Consider the following 22,864-nt stretch of genomic DNA (forward strand, 5'->3'; position numbering starts at 1 on the left):
CAGATAGGTGAGACAGAGGACGGCGAGGCGGCGCTCGTGGCGCAGGCCGTGGGTACCGCCGTGAATAAGCCGATGATGTCTGAATGACACGACATCATCGGCTTATTACTAAAGCCGTTAGGGATAGTACTGAACCCTCGTACAGGGACCAATGTCACCCAAGCTTTACGGCTATATCTCACCCAACTTCATGCAGGATGCAGCATCCCCGATACAGCCTATTTACCGGAGCCCACTCCGATGAAAGACAGCCCGGTCAGAGCGATCGGCTTGAAGTCCGCCAAGGAGGAACCGTCCCACGCCATCGGTGACTTTCGGTGGAACAGCGGATACAGCGGGAGCTCCTCCGAGATGAGGTCGTAAAGCTTGCCCCACACCTCTTTCTGGGCATCTTCGCTGGTCGCCTTCACTCCCTCGTCGAGCAGGCTCTGCACCTGCGTATAAGAAGGCTGCCCCTTCCAGTGCATACGCTGCTCGGTCCAGGTGTCTCCCCCGTACCACCAACGCATCAACATATCGGGGTCATTTCCGAAGACCGAAGGGTCGCCCGGCGCGATGACCACGTCATAAGCAGCAGGCTTGCCGTCGATAGTGTTGTACACGTCGGCTGATTTCTTCTCGATGAAATCGACTTCGACACCCGCCGCCTTCAACGATTCGGCGATCACCGGCGTGCATTTCTTCACCCAATCGTGATCGGTGCACAGCAGGCGCAGCTTCGTCAGCCCCGTCTTGGCGAAGAGCTCCTTCGCCTTGGCCTGGTCGTGGGTGTACACCATCGAGGCCTTGCGGTACTGCGGGTGCTCCGAGTGCAGGAAGCAGGTCGCCGGAGTGGCCTGCCCGAGCAGACCGGTCTTGACGACCTTGTCCATGTCGATCGCGTAGAAGAAGGCCTGCCGGTTCTCCTTCTTGGCGAAGGGGTTGTCGGCCGAGTGGTTGAACATCGCGAAGAGCAGACCGAAGCCCTGCACCGATTCCACCCGGGAGGTGCCCTTGAGCTGGTCGATCGACAGGTAGGGCACCGAGTCGATGGCCTGGACGCTCTTCGACTGCATGGCATTGGTGCGGGTGGCCGCGTCCGGGATGATCTGCCACTTCATCGACTTGGCCCGCGCCGGCACCGGGCCGTTGTAGGCCTCGTGGCGCTCGAAGGTGATCTGCTTGGAGCTTGCGCCATTGTCCGTCATCTTCCACGGTCCTGACCCGATCGGGTTGGCGTCGAAGGCCTTACGGTCTGCAGCCGCAGCCTTCGGCACGATCTTCACGACCGAAAGCCGGGAGGCCAGCAGCCCGGTGGCGTGCTTCAGGGTGATGGTGACCGTCTTCTCGTCCTTCTTGGTGACCTTGTCCACGAAGGGGATGAACTGGGCGTACAGCGACTTGTTCGCCGGGTCCTGGACCCGCTCGAAGGAGAAGACCACGTCGTCCGCGGTGACCGGGGAACCGTCGTGGAAGGTGGCCCCCTCACGCAGCGCGATGTCGACGCTGGTGTCCGTCGCCGTGGGCAGCTCCTTGGCGAGTGCGGCGTAGGTCTTCCGGGTGGCTGGGTCGATCTCGGTGAGACCTTCCATGGTGTGCCAGTTCACCGCGATGGTCAGTGCGGCGGAGGTGGTCATGGGGTCGTAGCCGTTGGTGCCGAGTTCGTAGGAGATGGCACCGACGATGGTGCCGTCCTTCTTGGCGTCGACCTTGGCGTCGACGGCGCCGGAGCCGGAATTCTTGGGCCCGCAGGCGGACAGTGACGCCGAGAATCCTGCTGCGAGGCCCACCGCACCTGCCAGCTTGAGAAATCCGCGCCGTGAGGAATTGTGCGCGAGGAGGTTCAAGATGGACACCTTTCCTGAGTAGCGGTGGTCCGTTACCGCTCTTGGTGGCCTGATTGCCCGACATATTGTTCAGACAATTTAAGACCTGACATCGGACATCCGACGTCCGATGATGTAACGTGACATTAGGTGACTTCCTCGGAGGGGTCAAGCGACTTCTTGAAGTTTCTAATACCGACAGATCACCTTCCCTGCACCCTCCCCAACCGTCCGTCGATCCACCCCGTCGACACACCAGCACGAAAGTTCTTCTCGCCTCACCTTCTTCACACAATCCACCGCAAGATGGGATTTGACACCATCCACCCGTACCTCGGGGCGGCCCTTCACGAATCGAGGTCTCCATGGCTATCGCAGACCGGCGCTCGAGCACCTGGTCCACGGCAGACGGGATCAAGGCGTACATCATCGAATACGGTCTGAGACCGGGCGACCTCATGCCCACCGAAGCCGACCTGTGCGTCGCACTCGGAGTCTCCCGTTCCTCCGTCCGCGAAGCCGTGCGCACCCTGGCCTCGCTCGACATCGTCGAAGTCCGACACGGCCACGGCACCTACGTCGGCCAGATGTCCCTCGCCCCCCTCGTCAACGGCCTGGTCTTCCGGCTCTCCCTCGACGCCGAACAGACCCTCAACTCCCTGCGCGACGTCGTACACACCCGAATGGCCCTCGACCTCACCGTCGCCGACGAACTCATCGCTCGAAACCACGGGAAATACCGCCGAGAACTGCACTCCCTGCTCGACGAGATGGAACGACGCGGCGCCGCAGGCGGAGAATTCATGGAAGAAGACTTCGCCTTCCACGCCCTGCTGTTCAAAGACGTCGACAACACGATCATGGGCGAACTCGCCAGCGCCTTCCTCGAGATCTACACCCGGGCCCTCCCCCAACTCGGCGTCACCCCCCAGGAGGACATCGCCCAGACCGTCCGCACCCACCACGACATGCTGCGCGCCCTCGAAACCGGAGACGTGGACGGATATCGCGCAGCGGTACGCGCCCACTACGCCCCCCTGCAACGCGCCATCGAACGCGCCGTCGAAGCCCAGACCCCACCCGCGGAAGACCCTTCCTGACCGCCGACACCCGCACGGAAAGAGCACGGATGCATCCCCTCATAGCCGCCCTGCGAGGACAACTGGTCGTGTCCTGCCAGGCCTACCCCGGCGAACCCCTACGCCACCCCGAGACCATGGCCCAGATGGCCGAGGCCGCCGTCACCGGCGGAGCCGTCGCCATCCGCGCCCAAGGACTCGCCGACATCTCCGCCATCACCGGCCGGGTCGACGTCCCCGTCATCGGCCTGTGGAAATCCGGACACGACGGAGTCTTCATCACCCCCACCCTCCGCCACGCCCGAGCCGTCCTGGACGCCGGAGCCCAGATCGTCGCCCTCGACGGCACCCGACGGCCCCGACCCGACGGACGCACCCTCGCCGAGACCGTCGCCGCCCTACGCGCCAGCCACCCCGACTCCCTCGTCATGGCCGACTGCGGATCCCTCGGCGACGCCCAGGCCGCCGCCGACGCAGGCGTCGACATCCTCGGCACCACCCTCGCCGGATACACCGACGAACGGCCCAAGACCGACGGGCCCGACCTCGACCTCGTCACCGAGATCGCCCACGCACTCCCCCGTCTCCCCCTCATCGCCGAAGGGCGCATCCACACCCCGGCCCAGGCCCGCACAGCACTCGCTGCCGGTGCCCACGCCGTGGTCGTGGGCACCGCCATCACCCACCCCACCACGATCACCGGGTGGTTCGCCCAAGCACTTCGGCACTGACGAGACACGTGAGACCACGCTCAGCACCCACAAGGGGAGAACACGCATGACCTTACGACGCCGGATCACGATCGCCGTCGCCGCCACCTTCGTCCTCGGCATCCTCACGGCCTGCGGCCTCGGCAACACGGGCAGAACCTCGAACTCCCCCGCCACCAGCAGATCCGCCTCGTCCTCCAAGGACGGACGCGAACGCCGCGACCTGGCCTACGTGGAGAGCGGCGACCCGGTACACGCCCTGGACCTCTTCCTCCCGGAGAAAACGGACGGCCCGGCCCCGCTGTTCGTCTGGGTCCACGGCGGTGGCTGGCGCGGCGGCGACAAAGCCGACATCGACGAACACATCCTCAAAGTCGGCCGGCTCCGCGACGACCTGCTCAACCAGGGCATCGCCGTCGCCAGCGTCAACTACCACCTGCTGCCCCAGACCAGGTTCCCCCAGCCGATGCAGGACGTCTCCGCCGCCGTGCGCTATCTCAAGGCCGAATCGTCGAAACTAGGCCTCGACCCCGACCGGGTCGCCATCGGCGGAGAATCCGCCGGAGCACACCTGGCCGGGATGGTCGCCATGACCCCCAAGGAACACGCCCTCCACGGCACCATCGGCCCCCAGACCGACCCCGGGGTGAAAGCCTTCCTCGGGTACTACGGCATCTACGAATTCACCACCAGACTCGCCCAACAGCGTGCGCAAGGCTGCAAACCGGGACGCTCCGGGGTGGAGAGCTCACACGGACGACTGATCGGCGCTGACCCCGAATCCTCCGAGGGACGGATGGCCGCCGAGAAGGCCAGCCCGATCAGCCACGTCCACAAGACCTCACCGCCCAGTCTCCTGATCCACGGCAAGCAGGACTGCACCGCCCCGGCCAAACAGTCGATCGACCTCGGCGAGAAACTGAAACAAGCCGGAGTGGAACAGCAGGTCGTCCTGATCGACGCCGCACACGCCCAGCCCGTCTTCTACACCGACGACAACCTGCGCCGTCAGGCCGTGCAATTCCTGGTGGGCAAACTCAAGGCCTGAACCGGGCCGAACCGACCCCGACGGGGGGACGGCCCGGCGTCGAAACCGGCCTCGGCCACACGCCGCAACACCGCGCCGTCCACCCCGGCCCGACCCGCCACCGCCAACTCCCGGACGAAGGCCTCCACGCCGATCTCGTACCGGGAGGGGTGCGGGACCTCCACGCTGACCGGCACCCCGTCCAGGAAGGCGTTCAGGAAGCCGTACACATCGGCATCGCCTGCACCGGGGAGCAACCGGTGTGAGCGGGACTCCTCGACATATCCGTCCAGATCGACAGGCGGCGAGTCCGGGGCATCACATAGCTGCACCATCACGACCAGGTCGGCCACCGCCTGCGCCTCGGCCACGGTGCTGCCCGCCCGGTGGAAGTGCAAGGTGTCCGGCAGTACGAGACATCCCGCGGTCCGGGCCAACGCGGCCGCCTCGGCCAGCGTCGACACCGTACGGTAGGCCATCGGTTCGAACATCGGCACGATGCCGAAGTCCATCGCGTCCTGGGTGAACTCACAGAGGGTGTCGGCGATCCGGGACCGGTCGGCATCCGATGCGGCCACCGTGAAGACCCGAGCTCCCAGAGCCGCTCCGGCCTCCAGGGCCGGCAGCCAGGTCTCCGCTCCGAGACACCCGTCGAAGACCAGACATTCGACGTCCAACACGTTCAACCCGGTGTCGGCCAGAGCCTTACGGGTCCGCCTCAGCTCAGAACCGCCCGGGTTCAACGCGAAGAAGGGTTCGTCCGGTGAGACCCGCTGCACCCGTAGCCCCACGAAGTCGAAACCGGCCCCGGCGGCAGCCTCCACGATGCGGTGGGGTGCCTCACCCAACACCGACAACGGGGCCAGACCGAGCGCTCTCCTCACCGGAATCTTCTCCGAACGGACACCAAAACTGTTTTTACCCAACGTCATTCCTTCGGATTCCGTGAGCGGCGATCTCACCTTCGAAACAGACTCCTCCACCCGATCTGCCACACGGTACGCGCCCCCTGGGTCGGACGTACAACCTGGTTCCCCACATCGCCACGCAGCCCCTGGGCCCCACCCCCTCAGGACGAAACACCCGACGGATCAGCCACCGACCGGCCCGCGGAGCCTCCCGGTGACCTGCGCAGGAACTCAATCGGCAGCAGCCTTCGCGACACGGACGAACGGCAGGACGGCATCCTTATGCTGCAGCGCCGGACGCTCCACCAGCAGCCAGGACATCACCGCCACCGCCCCGGTCACCACCATGAGCAGGAGCAGATGCACCGGCACCGGCAGCGCCCCCGTACCGGCTGTCGTCAGGATCGTCGCGATCGGCCAGTGATAGACGTACACCCCGTAGGAGAGATCCCAGGGCAACGGTCTACGCAGCCACGGCGTACCCACCACCGCCCACAGCATCAGATACGCGAAAGCCACCCCGCCGAGCGGACGGTAGTCCCGCAGCAGGAACACCGACAGAACCACCACCGCCAGCGCACCCCACGCATACCCGCCACGCATCGGGAGCCGTCTCCCGTACAGCAGGGCCAAGGTGCCCAACAGGAACATGAAGAAGAAACGCATGTACCGGCCGCCCGACAGCTCGACACCCCAGATCTCCTGCGCCACCAGGAAGAGGCCAGGGCCCACGCAGGCCAGCACCACCAGCAGCCGTCGACGCCCCGGCCGCAACGCACCGACCACCCCCAAGACGACGACCAGCACGTAACAGACCGCCTCGAACCACAAGGTCCACAGCGACCCGTTGATCACCCCGGGAGTCCGCGTACCGGTGGGCAGACCGGCCACTGCGTAATCCCGGATCATCAGGAAGGCGTTGTCCGCCGCGTACCAGAAGGACGACCTCTCCCCGAAGAACACCTCCTCGGGGCCACCGCCTTCGAGGACCGCCAGCACCGGGGCCACCACCAGGGCGGTCGACACCAGACACAGCCAGAACCCCGGCAGGATCCGCAACGCCCGATGCCAGGCGTAACGCGCCGGGGACCCCAGCCGCAGGAAGGAACCCGCCACGAGGAAACCACTCAGCACGAAGAAACCGTCGACCGCCAGGGCACCCAGGTCGGTGTGCCCGAACCGGGGCTGATGGCCGTAGGCGATCTGGGTCCCGTGGGCCAGCGCCACGAAGACCGCCAACGACAACCGGAGCAGGTCCAAGCTGTTCGCCCGCGGATCGAAACGGGCGGTCAAGCTGTCGTCCGTCGAAACTGCCCGGACGGAGGGGACGTCGAGCCGGGGCATGGAACTCCCAGGGGTCGGCGGCGGGAAAGGACGACCCCGCCGACTCTACCGTTACGTCAGGGTTGCCCCCGACCACGCCCGGACACCCCCGGACGAGCCCCGCCGCGCGCTATCCACGCTCACAACCAGGACACCTGCCCCCGCAGCAGCGCATAACCCACGAAAGCCACCACATCCAGAAGGGTGTGCGCCACCACCAACGGCATCACCCGCCCCCACCGGGCGAAGACCCACCCGAAAAGAACCCCCATCGCGATATTCCCCAGGAAACCACCGAACCCCTGATAAAGGTGATACGCGCCCCGGATGACCGAGGAAAGCCCCACCACCCAGCACAGCGACCAGCCCGCCTGCCGCCACCGCGTCATCAGGTAGCCGACCATCACCACCTCCTCCACCACCGCGTTCTTCACCGCCGACAGGATCAGCACCGGCACCGCCCACCACACCTGCCCCAAGCCCGCCGCCGACACCGTCGTGTTGATCCCCCACTGCCGCGCAGCCACGTAGAAGGCCAGCCCGGGCAGACCCACCGCCGCCGCCAGAAGCGCGCCCCGCCACAGATCCCCACCAGGACGACGCAGATCCACCCCGATCCGCGACGGCCCCACCCCGTCCCGCGCCAGCAGATGCACCGCCAACAACGCCGGGAACAGCGGCAGGACGACCCCGGCCAACTGATAGGCCAGATCGAGCCACGGACGGTCCGGGGTGACCGACGCATTCAACGACGACGTCTGCCGGGAGAGCGCCACCGGATCGGTCAACCTACGCACGATCGACAGCACGGCCCAGACCGCCGAAGCCCCCAGGCCGACCCCCAACACCAGAAAGGACTCGACCAACAAGGTCCGTCGCGCCACGCCCGAAGGCGGCACCTGAGCATCCATGCCCGCAGGCTACCCAGCCGAACGGAACCCCCCACCCCGATCCTGCGTCCAAAACACATGGTCCACGACCACCGCCCGTCCACCGGCCGGACGTGCCCCGCCACCGGCGCCCGCGTCGCCGCCCTGCTCTGCGGAGGACTCCTCATGACCGTCACCGGATGCATCGGACCCGGCGAGAACGCCGGACAACATCCCACCGGCCGAGACAGCACGGCGAGCGCACCGTCCACGAGCTCCTCGTCCACGAGCGCCTCGTCGACGGCCGTGCCGAGCCCGGTCGACACGAGCAGCGCCTATCTGCCCTCGCCGATCCCGGAGCTGCCCGACCCCGCCGCGCCGACCGGCCCCCTGGAAAGACTCACCGGCGTGGTCGGCGAAGGCACCGAGCGAGGGTGCACCCTGTTGCACCTCGGCCAGGGCGAGGCCGTCCTGCTGGTCGGGGGTGGCCCCCGGCTCGTTCCCGGGGCCCAGGTCGTCGTCGAGGGGCACCGCAGCCCGCAGCTGGCCACCACCTGCCAACAAGGGAGCCCGTTCGTCGTCGCCAGAGTCGTCGACCCCGCACCCTGACCCCGCGCTCTGACCGCGCACCCGGACTGTCCGACCGTGACGACGTCCCCGGGACGCGGCGGACCGGTCGCCCCGGGAACGGGACGACCGGTCCGTTGTCACTCACCGGTGTCGGATCACGACCACAACGCCGGCGGAGCCGTCACCACCGGTGTGCCCGAGGGCGACGGCGGTGCCGTGGTCGGCGGAACAGGCGTCGGAACCGACGTGGTCGGGGTCGGTACCGGAGCCGTCGTCGGAGAGGTGGTCGTGCTCGTCGGCGACGGGGAAGGTTCCGTCTTCAGCACCGATCCGACGAACACATGGCCGATGCCGAGCACAGACCCTTCGGTGTTGACGACCTTCAACTCGCCGAAGAGCTGACGCCCCTGGGCCACCTCGGACTTCGCGACCAGCTCCCCGGTGACCTTCATCTGCTCACCGGTCGCCAGGTCCTTCGGGGTCGAGGACACCCGCAGGGTCCCCAAGGAGCTGCCGAAGTAGACGTCCAGGTAGTCGAACTGGGTTCCGCCCGGGGCACTGACCGCATAACCCTCCACGATGACCGTGTACGGGCCCGGCGCCGGGTTGATGAGGGTGACCGTCTCCTCGGAGTCGGCCTTGGCCGACTTGCCGACCTCGCGGCCGACGGCATTCTTCACAAAGAGGTCCAGGTCGGCGGTCTCGTCGGAGGGATTGCCGATCTTCACGTCCAAACGGCTCGCCCCGGCGGGGACGTCCACGGTGAAGGTCTTCTTCTCCTGGGCCTTGATCGTGGGTCGGGCCTTCGCCGAGGACCCCAGCGGGCCGCCCTGCGCGGTGACCTTCGCCGCACCCATGTCGTTGCGGACCGTCCAGGACAGGGGGACCGGCTTGCCGATCACCGCGGTCTCGACCGTCTGGGCGGCCGGTTCCACCGAGACGCCCTGGGTCGCTGCGGTCAGCGTGAACGGGTTCTGTGTCGTCGGGGTCGTCCGCGCCGATTCGACCAGGAACTCCCAGACGCCCGGCATCGGGTTCTGGTAGGCCCGCGACGTCGGGTGGCACAGTTTCGCGTCGGTGTGGTTCGTGTAGCACGACGCCCGTCCGCTGGGTTTCTCCACGGGCAGCCCGTAGGGGTTCACCGCCAGGAAGCGGGTCAGCGAACCGGCGGCGATACCGGACAGGTTCACCTGGAGGTTCTTCGTCCCCTTGGGTACTGCGACGAACAGGCTCTGTGTGCGTACCCGCTCGACCGAGCCGGTCATCTTCTGGACGAAGGGCTTCTCCTTCAGCGAGGCTGCGGCGACGATCTCGGTCATCATCTGGCCGTCGAGCCAGGGGGTGGCCTCCACGTCGAGGTTCAGGATCGCCGAGTGGGCGCCCATCGTCTCGGGTTTGGCGGTCACCTTCACCTTGACGGGGGTGCCGACGGGCAGGTCGACCTGGGTCGGGGCGCTGAAGGTGCCGTCGTTGCCGACCCATTTCAGCTGGTGGCGGGACTGGTCGGCCGGGCCTGCGGTTCGTTTGACGACGACCTCGTAGGTCTTCTCCTCGCCGATCCGCTGGCCGCCCTCACCCTGGGAGCACCGGTTGTACAGGCCTTCGCCCCGGTTCTTCACCTTCAGGGAGGCTGCCAGCGGGGTGCACACGGGGGCGCTGATCTCGTAGGCGTTCTCGGCCTTCGGGGACTTGCTCAGGATGTCCCAGGCCTTGTCCACCCGGATGAGTCCGTTGCCCTGGGCCGCTGCTTCCAGGCCCGGGATGAACTGGGCTGTGCTGTAGATCGACGTGCGCAGCTGTTTCGGGGTCACCGCGACGTCGGACTGGCGGGCGCCGGAGATCAGCAGGGTCGCCGCACCGGCTGCCTGGGGGCTGGACATCGAGGTGCCGTTGAACATGGCGTACCCGGCGGGAAGCGGGTAGCCGGCCTCGGGGACCGGTCCGCCCTCGAAGACCATCGGGATGGTGCTGATCGCCGAGCCGGGCGCGATGATGTCCGGTTTGAATCCGCCGTCCTCACGTGGCCCCCGGGAGGAGTAGTTCTGCGCCCAGAAGCTTGCGGTGACCTTCGCGCCGTAGTTGGCCATCCAGGTGTCCTTGGAGGCGCCGGCGGCGACGCTGATCACGTCGGGAGCCACCGACGGGTCGCCCACCGTGTTCACCCCGGGTCCTTCGTTGCCGGCCGAGACGAACAGTTGCACGCCGTACTCGTTGATCAACCGCTGGTACAGGTAGGAGCGGGTGTTGTTGCCGTCGTTCAGGGCGGGGAGTCCGCCGATGGACATGTTGACGATGTCCACCCGCTGGTTGGCGACCAGGTCGATCATGCCTTCGGACAGGGCCACCGAGGTGCAGCCGCCGGCGAAGACGCAGGCCTTGCTGGAGACGATCTTCGCGCCCGGGGCGGCGCCGTTCATCTGGCCGCCGAACAATTTGTGGCCGGCGGCGATCCCGGCGACGTGGGTGCCGTGGGAGCTGGCGATGAGGCCGATGTTCACGAAGTCGGCCCGTTTTCCTTCGAATGTGGGACCGGCCGGTGTGAGGTCGACGTCCTTTCGGAACTCCACGACGAAAGGCATGCTCTCCCGGACGTCGGTCGCCGGGTCGTCCTTCCCGAAATGGCCGATGTCGAAACGTTCCTTGTACGGGCGCATCATCGCGTCGTCGGTGAAATCGTGGTTCGCATTGACGTCGACCCAGATGTCACCGGTGTTGTAGTCGTAAAGAATTCCCCACGAGCTGCTGTTGCTGCCGTCGCGGTCGAGATCTCCTTCGAATTCACGGCTGCCGTTGGCGGCCGATTCCCGGAAGACGTTGATCGCGAAGTCCGCGCCCGGGCGGTTCGGGAGTTTCCATTCCGCTCCGCCGAATTTCGCGGAGGACCCGCTCACCTTGGTGAGCATCGGGCGCCAGGTGCCGTCCGCTTCCGACAGCGGGTCGGTGGCGGTCACCCAGTTCACGATCTTGCGTTCACCGGTCGTGGTCTTCTGCAGTGCGGGATGGTCGAGGTCGACGCCGGAGTCGAGCACGCCGATGGTGGCCTGGCGTCCGTCGAAGGTCGGATGCGCCTTCCGGAAGGCGATCGCCCCGGTCTCGTTCGTGGGCATGTACGGATTCGAGTCCGGTGTGGAGGCGTTCGGCCCTGTCCACTGGCGGACGTTCTGGGCGCTCCCGCTGGGCTGGTCGGCGACCGGGACCGGGACGGTCAGCATCTCGTCCAGGTCGACCTTCTTGACCTGGGCGATCTTCGTCACCTTTCTCGCCGATGCGGTGTCCAGGGTGGCCCGGACGTAGCCGGTCTTCTCATGGACGTATCCCACCGAGGCGCCCAAGGACTTCAGCTGGCCGACGACTTCCTGGGTCTTGTCCTTGTCGGTCAAGGTCATCACCGTGACCTTGGTCTTCCCGGACGATTCGGCCTCCAGCAACAGCTCCTGGCTGTGGGTACTCATCTTCTCGGCCTGGGGGGTGTCCTTCCCGCCCTCCGCCGTGAGGGTGACCGGTGCCACGGGAGTCGGTGTCGTCTCTGCCGAAGCCGTATTCATCCCGACGGCAGAAAGCCCCACGGCGAGTATCGCGGCAAGCCCGCGTCTCGTGGTGTGAACGCTCACTGGCTGTCCTTATCTTCAGGGGCAGAAGGAATCCCCGAATGTCGACAGGGCTCGACATCGCTGGCTGCCCGAGTTATTCATACTCTGCAGGCAGCCCGCCGCCCGGATAACGCCACACGACACAGGCAAACAAATCGTCAATTTTCGACAAGAACATTCCAGGAAACGATTCCAAGGCTCACAGCCCGGTCACAAGAACCTGATGGGCTCACCCAAGTCGGCGCGCCCACAGTGGATATCGAGCCGAGAAGACATCACCTCAGGCACCACCATCCGCTGACCGAAGGAATCATCATGGCCACCAGGAAACATCTCATCTCCACTGCGGCTGCCGTCGTCGCCGCTCTCGCCGTCACCGGCGGGGCTGTCATGGCCAATGCGTCCTCCTCTTCCGGTCCCGCTCCCAGCCCGGCACCGAGCACCAGCGCGTCCGCCCCGGCGAATCCCGACGCCCAGAACGGGCCCGGCGACGGCCGAGGACGAGACGGGCAGGGCAAGGGCCACGGCAAGGGCAAGGGTCACGGCAAGAAGCGGGGCACCGAGGTCACCGGGGACGAGGCCAAGAAGGTGACCGACGCCGTCAAGGCGAAGGACTCCGCCGTGGAGGTCGTCCGGGTCGTCAAGAACCAGAAGGGCGACTACCGCGTCAAGGCGAAGAAGGACGGGAAACGCATCGGCTTCGCCGTCAGCTCCGACCTGAAGACCGTGACCGAGCGCACCGGCAAGGACAAGAAGGGGCGCGAGCGCCGTCGTCCCGGAGGCGAGGGGCGGGGACACGGGCCCCGTCAGGACGGGCAAGGCCCCGGGGACGGGCAGGGTCGTCACCGTGACGGCGAGGTCCGTCCGCAGTCCGACCGTCCCGGGCAGGGGCAGGGTCGCCCTGACCGTCCTGTCGGCTGATCCCCGACAGGGTGCGGCGCGGGGGACGTCGCACCGCACCCTGTCGTCGAGGCAGGTCGGCCCGGGTCACAGCTCCAGGTCGGGTTTGATCCGCCGGGCGGTCCAGATCCGCAGCCGCAGGGCCGCCCACCGGGTGGCGATCATCGCGAGCAGCCAGTAGGCGAAGAGGACGGCGATGATCATCGGCATCCGGTGCAGGGGGCCGCCGTACATGAGGTGGCGCAGTCCTTCGACGGCGTAACTCATGGGTGCCAGGTGGTGGACCACCTGCAGGGGTTCGGGCAGGGTCTGCCAGGGGAAGGTTCCACCGGCGCTGACCAGCTGCAGGACCATGAACACCAGGCCGACGAACTTGCCCACCGCGCCGAACCGGGCGGCCAGGGCCAGGAGGATCGACACGTAGACGCAGGACACCCCGATCAGGAAGAGCACCGTCGGGATGGGTTTGTCCATCTTGAATCCCAGCCCCCAACCGATCAGCAGGAAGACGGCGACGGCCTGGCAGGTGCCCAACAGTGCCGGGGTCATCCAGCCGCTGAAGGCGATCCGCCATCCGGGCTGGTTGGCCACGACGGCGCGCAGCGAGACCGGCCGGACCACCAGGAACAGGGTGTAGGCGCCGATCCACAGGGAGAGCGCGAGGAAGAAGGGGGCCAGTCCGGCTCCGTAGTTCTCCGCTTCGGCGGCGGCGGCGCGTTCGATCGAGACCGGGGCGCCCATCACCTGAGCGGCGGCCGCACGTTGTTCAGGGGTCGTGGCGGGGATCTTCTCCACGCCGCTCTTCAGCCCGTCTCCCAGTTTGTGGGCGCCTTCGTCGAGTTTCTGGCTGCCCTGGAGGGCTTTGCCCGTCCCGTCGTGCAGTTTGTGGGCGCCTTCGTCGAGTTTCGCCAGCCCGGTGGTCATCTTCTGGGCGCCGTCGGCGAGTTTGGTCGACCCGGTGTGGGCTTCCTTGATGCCGGCGGACAGTTTGACGGACGCGGTGGCCAGTTTGTCGGCGCCGTCGGCGAGTTTGGTCGATCCGGCCGACAGCTGGCTGAGTTTGCCCGAGGCGGAGGTCACCTTGCCGCTGACCGTGGTGAGTTTCCCGTCGACATCGGTGAGTGCTTTGCGGGCGGCCGTCGTCGCCTCGGCGATCACCGAATCAGGTTTGCCGGATTCCTTGTTGGCTTTGTCGATGGCGTCGAGCCGGGCGACCAGGTCGGTCTTCAACGAGGCCCGTGAGAGGTCGATCTGTTTGGCGCCGTCGGCGAGCTGTTGTCCTGCGCTGGCGACCTGGGCGTTGCCGTCGGCGACCTTGCGGGCACCGTCGGCGAGTTGGCGGGTCTTCGAGGGCAGTTCGGCGGTGCCTTCGGCGAGTTTGCCCATGCCCTGGCTGAGTTTCCCTGCTCCTTGGGCGAGTTCCTGGCTGCCTTTGTGGGCCTTGGTGGTGCCGTCGACGAGTTTCTCGGTGCCGTCGCGGAGTTTCTTCTGGCCGTCGAGGAGTTTGGTGGTGCCTTCGGAGAGTTGGGCGGCGCCGTCGGAGGCGGAGGTGAGGTTGACGCGGACGGTGTTGAAGCCGTCGAGCATCTTGCTGGCCGTGGTGGAGGACAGTTTCGAGGCGATCGACTTGGTGATCTCGGCGATCACCTGGTTGGAGATGGTGCGGGTCAGATAACCGTTGGCGTCATTGGTGATCTGTTCCAGGTGTGCCTGCCGGGGATTGCCGGTGCCGACCGACGACAGGTCGGCGGAGAAACCGGCGGGGATGATGACGGCGAAGTGGTAGGTCTCGTCCTTGACGCCCTGGGTGGCGCTCTGCCGGTCGATGACCGACCAGTCGAATTTCTTCGTCTTGGCGAGCTGCTCGGCGATCTCCTTGCCGATCTGGATCCGTTCGCCGTTCGCGAGGGTGGTGCCCTGGTCCTCGGAGACGATGGCCGCGGGCATGCTCGACAGGCGCGCATAGGGGTCGCGGTTGGCGTACAGGTAGAGGCCCGCGTAGAGGCTGGGGATCAGGACGAGCGCCACGAGGGCGACCCTGATCATGGGCGCCGAGGTCAGGCGGAGCAGTTCCGCCAGGGCGAGTCGATGGCTCCTCACAGGGACACTCCGATGTGGTAGGTGTCTTCCAGACCCAGGATCCGGGCGGTGCTGGGGGTGCAGACGATGACGATGACCCGGTCCTCGGCGATCAGTTCACCGAGGGGGACCGCCCATTCTTCGACGTCGCCGCCCCACCGGTCGGGATGGGTGACCACGATCGCCTCGACGCCGTCCTCCATGAAGGCCAGTTCGGCCAGCCAGCCGGTGCGGCTGCCGTGCGGGGCCTGTTCCCACCGGGATTTGACGAGGTCGGCGGCGCCGCGTTCGGTGAGGAAGCGGGCGATGTCCCGGCGCCGGGAGGGTTGCCCGGCCAGGGCCAGTTCGTGTCCGATGACGGTGCGCACGTGCAGGCCGCCGTCGGGTTCGGTGACATCGGGCAGGTTGACCACGGCGACCTTGCGACGCCGGAGCGCGGGGTCCGTGTCGCGGTTCCAGGCCACCTCGCCTCGGGAGAGTTTGACCCGTCCGGCCAGGGCCAGGGCGAATGTGGTGCTGCCGGGTCCGATCTCGCCTTCGACGACGGTGATCTGTCCGGCCTCGGCGATCATGCTCGTGGGCATCAGCAGGGGTTCGTGCAATCCGTCGAGCCCGATCTCCTTGGCCACCAATGCCATCGTGCGTTCTCCATCCTGTAGACATACGGATCGTCCACCGCCTGAGCGGTCTTCCTCGACTTCAGACGGTCGGTCGCTCTGAGCAGGGCGATCGGGCCGTCCGTCGGTGGTATCAGGTGCGGGGCCGTGAACTCCACAGGTTCTCCCAGCTCGCGACGCACCTGCCCATGGTGCCTGCGGCAGTTGGCTTTTCCCAATCCGCTCCGAAATCGGAAATAGAGTCCGTCCGCGCTGGTCGTCCTCCCTTCGGTAGCAGACTGGCCGGCAGGAGAACTTCCTCCGGGAAAGCTGCGGGCCGCAGGGTGGTCACAGTCCGCTGCCCGCCTCGTCGAGTTATTGCTAATCCATTGCAGTTCACACCGTTCAGTGCAAAGATGAAGATCTCCCTACGGGAGCTTCCGTACGACGCGAAGCCGGTGCGATCCCGGCGCTGTCCCGCAACGGTGATGCCCTGCCCCCAGGGACGAGCCCGGTCGCCGCCGGACGGTCGATCGGCCACCCATCCGCGGCGTACGGAGACCGGCAGCGCAGCCACACACCGAGTCGTCGCGTTCCCTGAAAGACGACACCGTGTCAGCCACCCGCTCGCATCCACGCCACCACATCGCCCTCTCCCTCGCCGTCACCGGCGCCCTCGCCCTCACCGGCTGCGGATCCCCCAACCACCCCAGCACCGCAGCCGGCAAATCCCTGGTCATCGCGGACTCCCGCGATGTCAACAAGTACAACCCGCTGGACGGACACGGCGAACACGGGAACAGCCCCATCTACGACGGACTCCTCCAGATGGAGAGCAGCGCCGACACCAGCCCCCCGCAACTGAAACCCGCCCTGGCCGACAAACTCCCCGAGACCTCCGAGGACGGACTCACCTGGACCGTCAGCCTGCGCAAGGACGTCACCTTCTCCGACGGCACCACCTTCGACGCCGACGACGTCGTCGCCACCTACCGCAGCATCGCCGACCCCAAAGTGGCCACCTCCTACGCCTCCGAACTCGCCATGATGGAAAGCGTCGAAGCCGTCGACCCGCACACCGTGAAATTCACCCTCAAAAAGCCCTACGCCGAATTCGGCTCCCGCATGCTCATGGGCATCGCCCCCTCGGAGAAACTCGACGGAAGCCCCGTCGACAAATCCCCCCTCAACAGCAAACCCGTCGGCACCGGCCCCTACGTCCTGGCCGAATCCTCCGCCGAAAAAGCCGTCTTCACCGCCAACCCCAAACATTGGCGAGGAAAACCGGAGATCGAGAAAGTCACCTACATCCGGGTCGCCGACGACAACACCCGCGCCCAACGGATGGCCGCCGGAGAAATCGACGGAACCGTCCTGCCACCGACCCTCGCCGCCACCTTGAAGAACAAGGACAACCTCGTCCACACCTCGGTGCGTTCGGTCGACTTCCGCGCCATCTCCCTGCCCAAGACCTCCGCCTTCGCCCAGGACCCCGTCGGCCGGATGGCCATGAACCAGGCCGTCGACCGCCAAGCCATGGTCGACAAGATCCTCGCCGGTGAAGGATCCCCCGCCACGACCCCCGTCCCGGCCGAAATGGGCGACGCCCACGAACCCGGAGCCACCATCGCCCACGACGTCGCCGCCGCCGAGAAAGCCCTCGACGCCGCCGGATGGGTCAAAGGCGACGACGGCGTCCGCGCCAAGGACGGCCAACGCGCCGGCTTCACCCTGATGTACGCCGCCGCCGACACCGTCCGCAGCCAGATCGCCATCGCCTTCGCCGCCGACATGAAGAAGATCGGCGTCGACATCACCCTCGAAGGCAGCACCTGGGACAAGATCGAACCGCAACTCGGCAAGGCCGGCCTCGTCCTCGGCAGCGGAAAACACCCCACCAGCATCGACTCCCTGCTGTACAACCCGCTGCACCGACGCGACGCCAATACGACCTCCCCGTACAGCAACCCGGGCAACTACGGCAGCGAAACCCTGGACAACCTCCTCGAGACGGCCCGCCACGAACAGGACCCGGCAGCCCGCGCCAAGACCTACCGCGACCTGCAGACCGAATACGCCAAAGACCCCGGCAGCGTCTTCCTGCTGACCCTCCGACACACCTATGTCGCCAAGAAGGGCGCCCCCGGAGCCGGCAAGACCATCCTCGAACCACACGTCCACGACGCCGGATGGGGACCCCGCTGGAATCTCGGCAGAACTCGATGACCCTCTGCCCGACCGGACCGTCCCGGTGGCGTCGACGCCGCCGGGACGCCGTCCTCCTCGTCGCCCGTCGCACCGCCGTCGCCGTCCCCATCGTCGTCGCGGTCTCCCTCGGGGTCTTCCTGCTGTCCGCCTTCTCCCCCTTCGACCCGCTCATCGCCTTCCTCGGCGACCGGGTCCAGAACGTCAGCCTCGACGAACGCCGCCGCATGGCCGCATCCCTCGGCCTGGACAAGAGCTGGTGGGAATCCTGGCTGATCTGGGTCGAAGCACTCGCCCGCGGCGACCTCGGACACTCCCGGGTCTACCGGCAGCCCGTCGCCGAGGTCTTCGCCCAACGTCTGCCCTGGACGATGCTCCTCTCCGGGGTCGGCATCGTGCTCGGATCGGTGATCTCCGTGGTCATGGGCGTCCGAGCCGGGCTGCGCCCCGGGTCGTGGAGCGACCGGATCGCGACCACCTTCGCCGTCCTGCTCGGCGCCCTGCCCTCCTACGTGGTCTCCCTCGGCGCCATCATGATCTTCTCCCTCGGGCTGGGGCTCTTCCCCACCGGAGGACTCAGCCGCCCCGGCGACCCGATCACCGCCGCCGGGGTCGCCCTGCACGTCACCCTCCCGGCCGTCGTGCTCGGACTGTCCCTGGTGCCCTGGCTGCTGCTGTCGGTGCGGGCCTCCGTCCACGAGACCGTCCGTTCCGAGGCCGTCGCCGGAGCCGTCGCCCGGGGCATCCCCCCGCGCACCATCGTGCGCGCGCACATCCTTCCCGTCTCCCTGGCACCGGTGGTGACCCTGCTGGGCACCCGGCTTCCCGAGCTGGTCGTGGGGGCCGTCATCGTCGAGGAGATCTTCGCCTGGCCCGGTCTGGCGCAGGCGACCGTCTCCTCAGCCCAGCAGCTCGACTTCGCGCTGCTGTCCGCCTTGACCATCGCCACCACGCTGCTCGTCCTCCTCGGTTCGCTGCTCGCCGACGCGATCTACCTCTTCCTCGACCCGCGGGTGACCCCGTGACCGCCGCACGGACCACGCCGTCGGGGTTGTCGTCCCCGGCCGATCCCGTCCAGGAGCAGGTCGTTCCCTCGCCGTCGGCCGCATCGGGCCGTCCTCCTCTCGGCCGGTCGCGCCCGGTGAAGGAGCGGACCGGTTGGCGGCCGGCGACCGTCGTCTCCGTCCTGACCGTCGTGGTCGTCCTCGCCTACGCCGTGGTCGTCCCGTTGATCGCCGACGCCCCGGACCTGGCGGCCGATCTGGGGAACTCCCGGCGTCCGCCCTCCGCTGCGCACTGGTTCGGCACCGACGCGAACGGGCACGACCTGGTGACCCGGATCGCCCAGGCCCTGCGGGTCTCGCTGCTCATCGCCACTGTCTGCGCCGTGTCCGCCACGGTCATCGGCGTGCTCGTCGGTGGGGTCGCCGCGGTCTGCGGCGGATGGGTCGATGCCGTCCTGATGCGGTTGGCCGATGCGGTCAACGCCCTGCCCCATCTGCTGCTCGGCATCGTGATCGTCGCCTTGTTCAAGGGTTCGGTGGCCGCGATCGTGATCTCCGTCGTCGCCACCCACTGGTCGTTCATCGCCCGGCTGGTCCGGTCGGCCGCGTTGACCGCCCGCGCCATGGAGTATGTGGACTCGGCCTATCTGGCCGGTGCCGGCCGGTGGCACGTCCTGCGTCGTCATCTGCTTCCGGCGGCGATCGGACAGGCGGTCATCGGGGTGACTTTGATGTTGCCGCATGCGATCTGGCACGAGTCGGCGTTGTCCTTCCTGGGGTTGGGTCTGTCCCCGGACCAGCCGTCGTTGGGGACCTTGCTGGCGCAGTCCCGCGGGGAGGTCTTGCTCGGTGGCTGGTGGACCCTGGTCTGTCCGGCGGCGCCGCTGGTGGCGGTGACCCTGGCCACGTCCGGTCTGGCCGCGGCTCTGCAACGCCGGTTGGCTCCGCCGGCCGATTCCCGGGAGGTGTCCTCGTGAGCGATCCGCTGGTCCAGGTGGAGGATCTGACGGTTCGGATCCCGACGTTCCTGGCCGGGCGTCCGGCGTGGGTGCACGCATCCACCGAGGTGTCCACGACCTTGTCCCCCGGGCGGGTGCGCGCCCTGGTCGGCGAATCCGGTTGCGGCAAGTCGATCCTGGGTTCGACCCTGATGGGGATGCTGCCGCCGGGGACGACGACTTCCGGGAGCGTCCGTATCGCCGGTGAGGAGCTTCTCGACGCCTCGGAGAGCCGGTGGCGGCAGATCCGGGGTCGGATGTGCGGTCTGGTCGTGCAGTCCGCGGTGACCTCGTTGACCCCGACCCGGACGACGGGCTCCCAGCTGCTCGAGACGGTCGAGGCCCTGGCTGGTTCGTCGGGGCCGGTCGATCTGTGCGCCCGGGTGGGTCTGCCCGTGGAGGCTTTGGCCTGTTATCCGCACGAGTTGTCCGGTGGGATGGCGCAACGTGCCGCGGTGGCCTTCGCCCTGGCCGGCGACCCGCAGGTCGTCATCGCCGACGAGCCCACGGCCAGCCTGGACCCGGAGTTGACCGACCATGTGCTCGGCCTGTTGCGTTCCTGCGCGGATGCGGGCGCTGCGGTGCTGGTCATCACCCATGACCTGCGTTCCCTGGAACGCACCGGGGTCGCCGACGACCTGTCGGTGATGTACGCCGGGCGGATCGTGGAGCAGGGGCCGGCCGGGCGGGTCCTGTCTGCACCGGAGGGGGAGTACACGCGTGCCCTGCTGGGCGCGCTGCCCGAGCACGGGATGGTCCCCATCCCGGGTTCTCCACCGTCGTTGACCGACCTGGATCCGTCGGTCACCTTCGCCGACCGGTTGAGGAGCATCGCATGACGTCGACAGCGGTCCAGGTGGCGCCGCAGCCGGTCGGGCAGCTGCCCGAGGGCCGTGGTCTGCGCGCCGAGAAGGTATCGGCACGCTACGGGCGTCGGGGGCCTTTGGTGCTCGACGGGGTGTCGGTGACGGTCCCGCCGGGGAGGATCACCGGGCTGCGTGGCCCGTCGGGCACGGGCAAGTCGACCTTGGCGAGGGTGTTGTCCGGGCTGTTGGCGCCTTGTTCGGGTGAGGTCACTGCGGATGGTGCGCCGGTGGCGACCCGTCGGGGCGCGATGGGCGGTCGGACGGCGATGCTCTTCCAGTCGCCGCGGCGTTCCTGCAGCCCGTATGCGACCTTGCGTCGCACCATCCTGGAGCCGACGACGATCCGTGGGTCGCGGGCGGCACAGAACCAGGTCGACCTGGAGTCGGTCTGTCACCGGGTGGGGCTCACCGACGATCTGTTGGACCGGCTGCCGACGCAGGTGTCGCTGGGGCAGTTGCAGCGGGCCTGCCTGGCCCGGGTGATCGTCTCCCGGCCGGATTATCTGATCTGTGACGAGGCGACGGCGATGCTCGACGCGGCGTCGGCGGCGTCGGTGGCTCACCTGGTGCGGGGGCTGGCCGAGGACGGGGTCGGTGTCCTGGCGATCAGCCATGACGCGCCCTTCCTCGAGGCGTGGGCCGACGAGGTCTGTGACCTGTCCGATCTGGGCGGCTCAGCAGTGTGAACCGGTGGGGCCCCGCGGTTTCGGCCGCGGCGCCCCACCATCGGATCGTCCGTGCAGGTCAGCTCCGTTCGGGGGCGGCCTGTCCCTTCGTGGCCGGGACAGCACCGGTCGACGTGGTGCTCTCGGCAGCGGGGCCGTCGGCCGGGGCGGGAGCCGGGGCCGTGGGGTCGACCGGGGCCGTGACCGTGGGCGCCGACTGCGGCTGATGCTCGGGGCCCGCCGAGGGGCGCCCCGCCTCACCTCGCCCGCGGGAGATGATCACGCCGAGGACGAAACCAATCAGGGCGGGCACCGTCCATCCCATGCCGCTGGAGAAACCGGGCAGGAATTCGGAGGCCAGGGACAGGAGCGTCTTGGCCACCGAGGACGACTTCATCGGCGGCGGAAGGGTGTTCAGGAAGTCGAAGAAGGCGGCCACGCCCGCGAAGGCGACGGTGAACCGGTGCACCGACGGGCGGTCCCCCAGGACGGGCGTCAACAGCGCCAGGAGGATCAGAGCGATCGCCAACGGGTACAGGAACATCAGGACCGGCACCGATCCCTTGACGATGGTGGCCAGGCCGACATTGGCGATGGCCAGGGAGATCCCGGTGAACACGATGACCCAACGGTCGTAGCTCAGGGACCGCGGGAAGATCACGACGAACATCTCCGCGCAGGCGGTGGTCAGACCGATGGCGGTCTTGAGGCAGGCGAGGAAGACGATCGCGGCGATCAGCAGCTGCCCGGCCGAACCGAAGTAGTGCCGGCTCACCCCGGCAAGCACGGCGCCACCGTTGGGCGCGCCGACGGTGACGGCGAGACTGGTCGCGCCGACGAAGGCCAACAGACCGTAGAGCACCGACATGACCACGGCGACGGAGATCCCGGATTTCGCGGTCTCCACGGCGATCTGCCCGGGACGTTCGATCTTCAACCGGCGGAGATTGTCGATGATCAGGACGGCGAAAGCCAGCGAACCCAAGGCGTCCATCGTGCCGTAGCCGTCGATGAGTCCGGTGAGGAAAGCATGGTCGGCGTAATTCTTCTTCGGGGCGGGCAGCGGACCGTCGGTCATCGGAGACACCACCGAGGCCAGGAGCATTCCGCTGAGAAGGATCAGGAACGCCGGCGTCAGATAACGACCGACCCAGTCGATCAGACGCCCCGGACGCAATCCGAAATACAGGTTCAGACCGAGGAAGACGATCGAGAACAGCGCCAAGGAGATGACGGCGGCACCGTCGGAGACCAGGGGCCGCACACCGACCTCGTAGGACACCGTCGCGGTCCGCGGAATGACGAAGAGCGGCCCGATCGTCAGATAGAGCACGCAGGTGAAGACCACCGCAAAACGTCGACCGACCCGGCCGGCCATCTCCAGAACACTCGAACTCCGGGAAAGCGCGGAAGCGATGACACCGATGATGGGAAGGCCTACCGCGGTGACCAGGAATCCCATGGTTGCCCACATGGTGTTCGCGCCGGCGGCGCGCCCCATTTCCACAGGAAAAATCAGGTTTCCGGCGCCGAAGAAAAGCCCGAAGAGCAGAGAGGAGATCAGGATGCTCTGGCCGGGGCGGAGCGTGCGCTGCTGTTCAGGTGGTGACGTGGACTGCGTTGCAGTATCTGCTGTGGACACGACTCATAGCAGATCACACGCGTCCCGT

The 22,864-nt window shown here is 67.4% G+C and carries 18 protein-coding genes and 1 riboswitch; of the genes, 10 read left to right on the top strand and 8 right to left on the bottom strand.

All coding sequences use genetic code 11. The features are described from left to right. Positions 1–218 precede the first annotated feature (218 nt). Positions 219–1,826, bottom strand: coding sequence for an ABC transporter substrate-binding protein (locus tag AUCHE_RS11570; protein ID WP_006503493.1), 1,608 nt, complete (start codon positions 1,824–1,826; stop codon positions 219–221). Between the two features lie 344 nt (positions 1,827–2,170). Between AUCHE_RS11570 and AUCHE_RS11575 the strand changes: the two genes are divergently transcribed. From AUCHE_RS11575 to AUCHE_RS11585, 3 genes are read left to right on the top strand one after another with little or no spacing between them, the layout of a single operon-like run. Then, positions 2,171–2,905: a FadR/GntR family transcriptional regulator gene (locus AUCHE_RS11575; RefSeq protein ID WP_006503494.1), complete on the top strand. Its 735-nt coding sequence runs from the start codon at positions 2,171–2,173 to the stop codon at positions 2,903–2,905. Between the two features lie 29 nt (positions 2,906–2,934). Continuing rightward, complete coding sequence (locus AUCHE_RS11580) at positions 2,935–3,615, top strand: N-acetylmannosamine-6-phosphate 2-epimerase (protein WP_006503495.1); 681 nt, start codon at positions 2,935–2,937, stop codon at positions 3,613–3,615. Positions 3,616–3,661: 46 nt separating this feature from the next. Then, a complete protein-coding gene (locus tag AUCHE_RS11585) occupies positions 3,662–4,642 on the top strand; it encodes an alpha/beta hydrolase (protein WP_006503496.1) in 981 nt (326 codons plus the stop codon). On the opposite strand, the gene AUCHE_RS11590 is transcribed toward AUCHE_RS11585, so the two are convergent. The 3 genes from AUCHE_RS11590 to AUCHE_RS11600 all read right to left on the bottom strand — a co-directional run bounded on the left by AUCHE_RS11590 (position 4,603) and on the right by AUCHE_RS11600 (position 7,763). Beyond that, on the bottom strand, positions 4,603–5,553 hold the full coding sequence (locus AUCHE_RS11590; protein ID WP_081578215.1) for a sugar phosphate isomerase/epimerase family protein: 951 nt from the start codon (positions 5,551–5,553) through the stop codon (positions 4,603–4,605). The genes AUCHE_RS11585 and AUCHE_RS11590 overlap by 40 nt on opposite strands. Positions 5,554–5,760: 207 nt before the next feature. Beyond that, on the bottom strand, positions 5,761–6,822 hold the full coding sequence (locus AUCHE_RS11595) for an acyltransferase family protein (protein WP_162137255.1): 1,062 nt from the start codon (positions 6,820–6,822) through the stop codon (positions 5,761–5,763). A gap of 170 nt (positions 6,823–6,992) precedes the next feature. After that, positions 6,993–7,763, bottom strand: a complete 771-nt coding sequence (locus AUCHE_RS11600) for a CPBP family intramembrane glutamic endopeptidase (protein WP_006503499.1) — start codon at positions 7,761–7,763, stop codon at positions 6,993–6,995. A gap of 57 nt (positions 7,764–7,820) precedes the next feature. Here AUCHE_RS11600 and AUCHE_RS11605 point away from each other — a divergent pair, with 57 nt between their 5' ends. After that, on the top strand, positions 7,821–8,330 hold the full coding sequence (locus tag AUCHE_RS11605; protein WP_006503500.1) for a hypothetical protein: 510 nt from the start codon (positions 7,821–7,823) through the stop codon (positions 8,328–8,330). 116 nt (positions 8,331–8,446) lie between these two features. On the opposite strand, the gene AUCHE_RS11610 is transcribed toward AUCHE_RS11605, so the two are convergent. Beyond that, entirely contained in the window at positions 8,447–11,902 is a 3,456-nt protein-coding gene (locus AUCHE_RS11610; protein WP_006503501.1) for a S8 family serine peptidase, read from the bottom strand. Positions 11,903–12,196: 294 nt separating this feature from the next. Between AUCHE_RS11610 and AUCHE_RS11615 the strand changes: the two genes are divergently transcribed. Next, complete coding sequence (locus AUCHE_RS11615; RefSeq protein WP_006503502.1) at positions 12,197–12,802, top strand: hypothetical protein; 606 nt, start codon at positions 12,197–12,199, stop codon at positions 12,800–12,802. Positions 12,803–12,868: 66 nt separating this feature from the next. On the opposite strand, the gene AUCHE_RS11620 is transcribed toward AUCHE_RS11615, so the two are convergent. Together AUCHE_RS11620 and AUCHE_RS11625 are read right to left on the bottom strand one after the other, a co-directional pair. Further along, entirely contained in the window at positions 12,869–14,881 is a 2,013-nt protein-coding gene (locus AUCHE_RS11620; protein ID WP_006503503.1) for a YhgE/Pip domain-containing protein, read from the bottom strand. Then, positions 14,878–15,498 (bottom strand): P-loop NTPase family protein, encoded by a 621-nt coding sequence (locus tag AUCHE_RS11625; protein WP_006503504.1) that lies wholly within the window; start codon positions 15,496–15,498, stop codon positions 14,878–14,880. The genes AUCHE_RS11620 and AUCHE_RS11625 overlap by 4 nt, the downstream gene beginning before the upstream one ends. A 371-nt stretch (positions 15,499–15,869) precedes the next feature. Further along, positions 15,870–15,994: riboswitch (cobalamin riboswitch) on the top strand. Between the two features lie 74 nt (positions 15,995–16,068). On the opposite strand from AUCHE_RS11625, the gene AUCHE_RS11630 reads away from it, so the two are divergent. Genes AUCHE_RS11630 through AUCHE_RS11650 form a run of 5 tightly spaced genes read left to right on the top strand, consistent with a single transcriptional unit; the run spans position 16,069 to position 21,215 of the window. Beyond that, complete coding sequence (locus tag AUCHE_RS11630) at positions 16,069–17,682, top strand: ABC transporter substrate-binding protein (protein ID WP_006503505.1); 1,614 nt, start codon at positions 16,069–16,071, stop codon at positions 17,680–17,682. Further along, complete coding sequence (locus AUCHE_RS11635; RefSeq protein ID WP_006503506.1) at positions 17,679–18,686, top strand: ABC transporter permease; 1,008 nt, start codon at positions 17,679–17,681, stop codon at positions 18,684–18,686. The genes AUCHE_RS11630 and AUCHE_RS11635 overlap by 4 nt, the downstream gene beginning before the upstream one ends. Then, complete coding sequence (locus AUCHE_RS17290; RefSeq protein WP_217994379.1) at positions 18,683–19,642, top strand: ABC transporter permease; 960 nt, start codon at positions 18,683–18,685, stop codon at positions 19,640–19,642. The genes AUCHE_RS11635 and AUCHE_RS17290 overlap by 4 nt, the downstream gene beginning before the upstream one ends. After that, entirely contained in the window at positions 19,639–20,502 is an 864-nt protein-coding gene (locus AUCHE_RS17295) for an ATP-binding cassette domain-containing protein (protein WP_006503508.1), read from the top strand. Before AUCHE_RS17290 ends, AUCHE_RS17295 begins: the two co-directional genes overlap by 4 nt. After that, entirely contained in the window at positions 20,499–21,215 is a 717-nt protein-coding gene (locus tag AUCHE_RS11650) for an ABC transporter ATP-binding protein (RefSeq protein ID WP_006503509.1), read from the top strand. Before AUCHE_RS17295 ends, AUCHE_RS11650 begins: the two co-directional genes overlap by 4 nt. A gap of 58 nt (positions 21,216–21,273) precedes the next feature. On the opposite strand, the gene brnQ is transcribed toward AUCHE_RS11650, so the two are convergent. Next, positions 21,274–22,836, bottom strand: coding sequence for a branched-chain amino acid transport system II carrier protein (gene brnQ, locus AUCHE_RS11655; RefSeq protein WP_006503510.1), 1,563 nt, complete (start codon positions 22,834–22,836; stop codon positions 21,274–21,276). Positions 22,837–22,864: the final 28 nt, after the last annotated feature.

The sequence above is a fragment of the Austwickia chelonae NBRC 105200 genome (genome assembly GCF_000298175.1).
Taxonomy (GTDB): Bacteria; Actinomycetota; Actinomycetes; order Actinomycetales; family Dermatophilaceae; genus Austwickia; species Austwickia chelonae.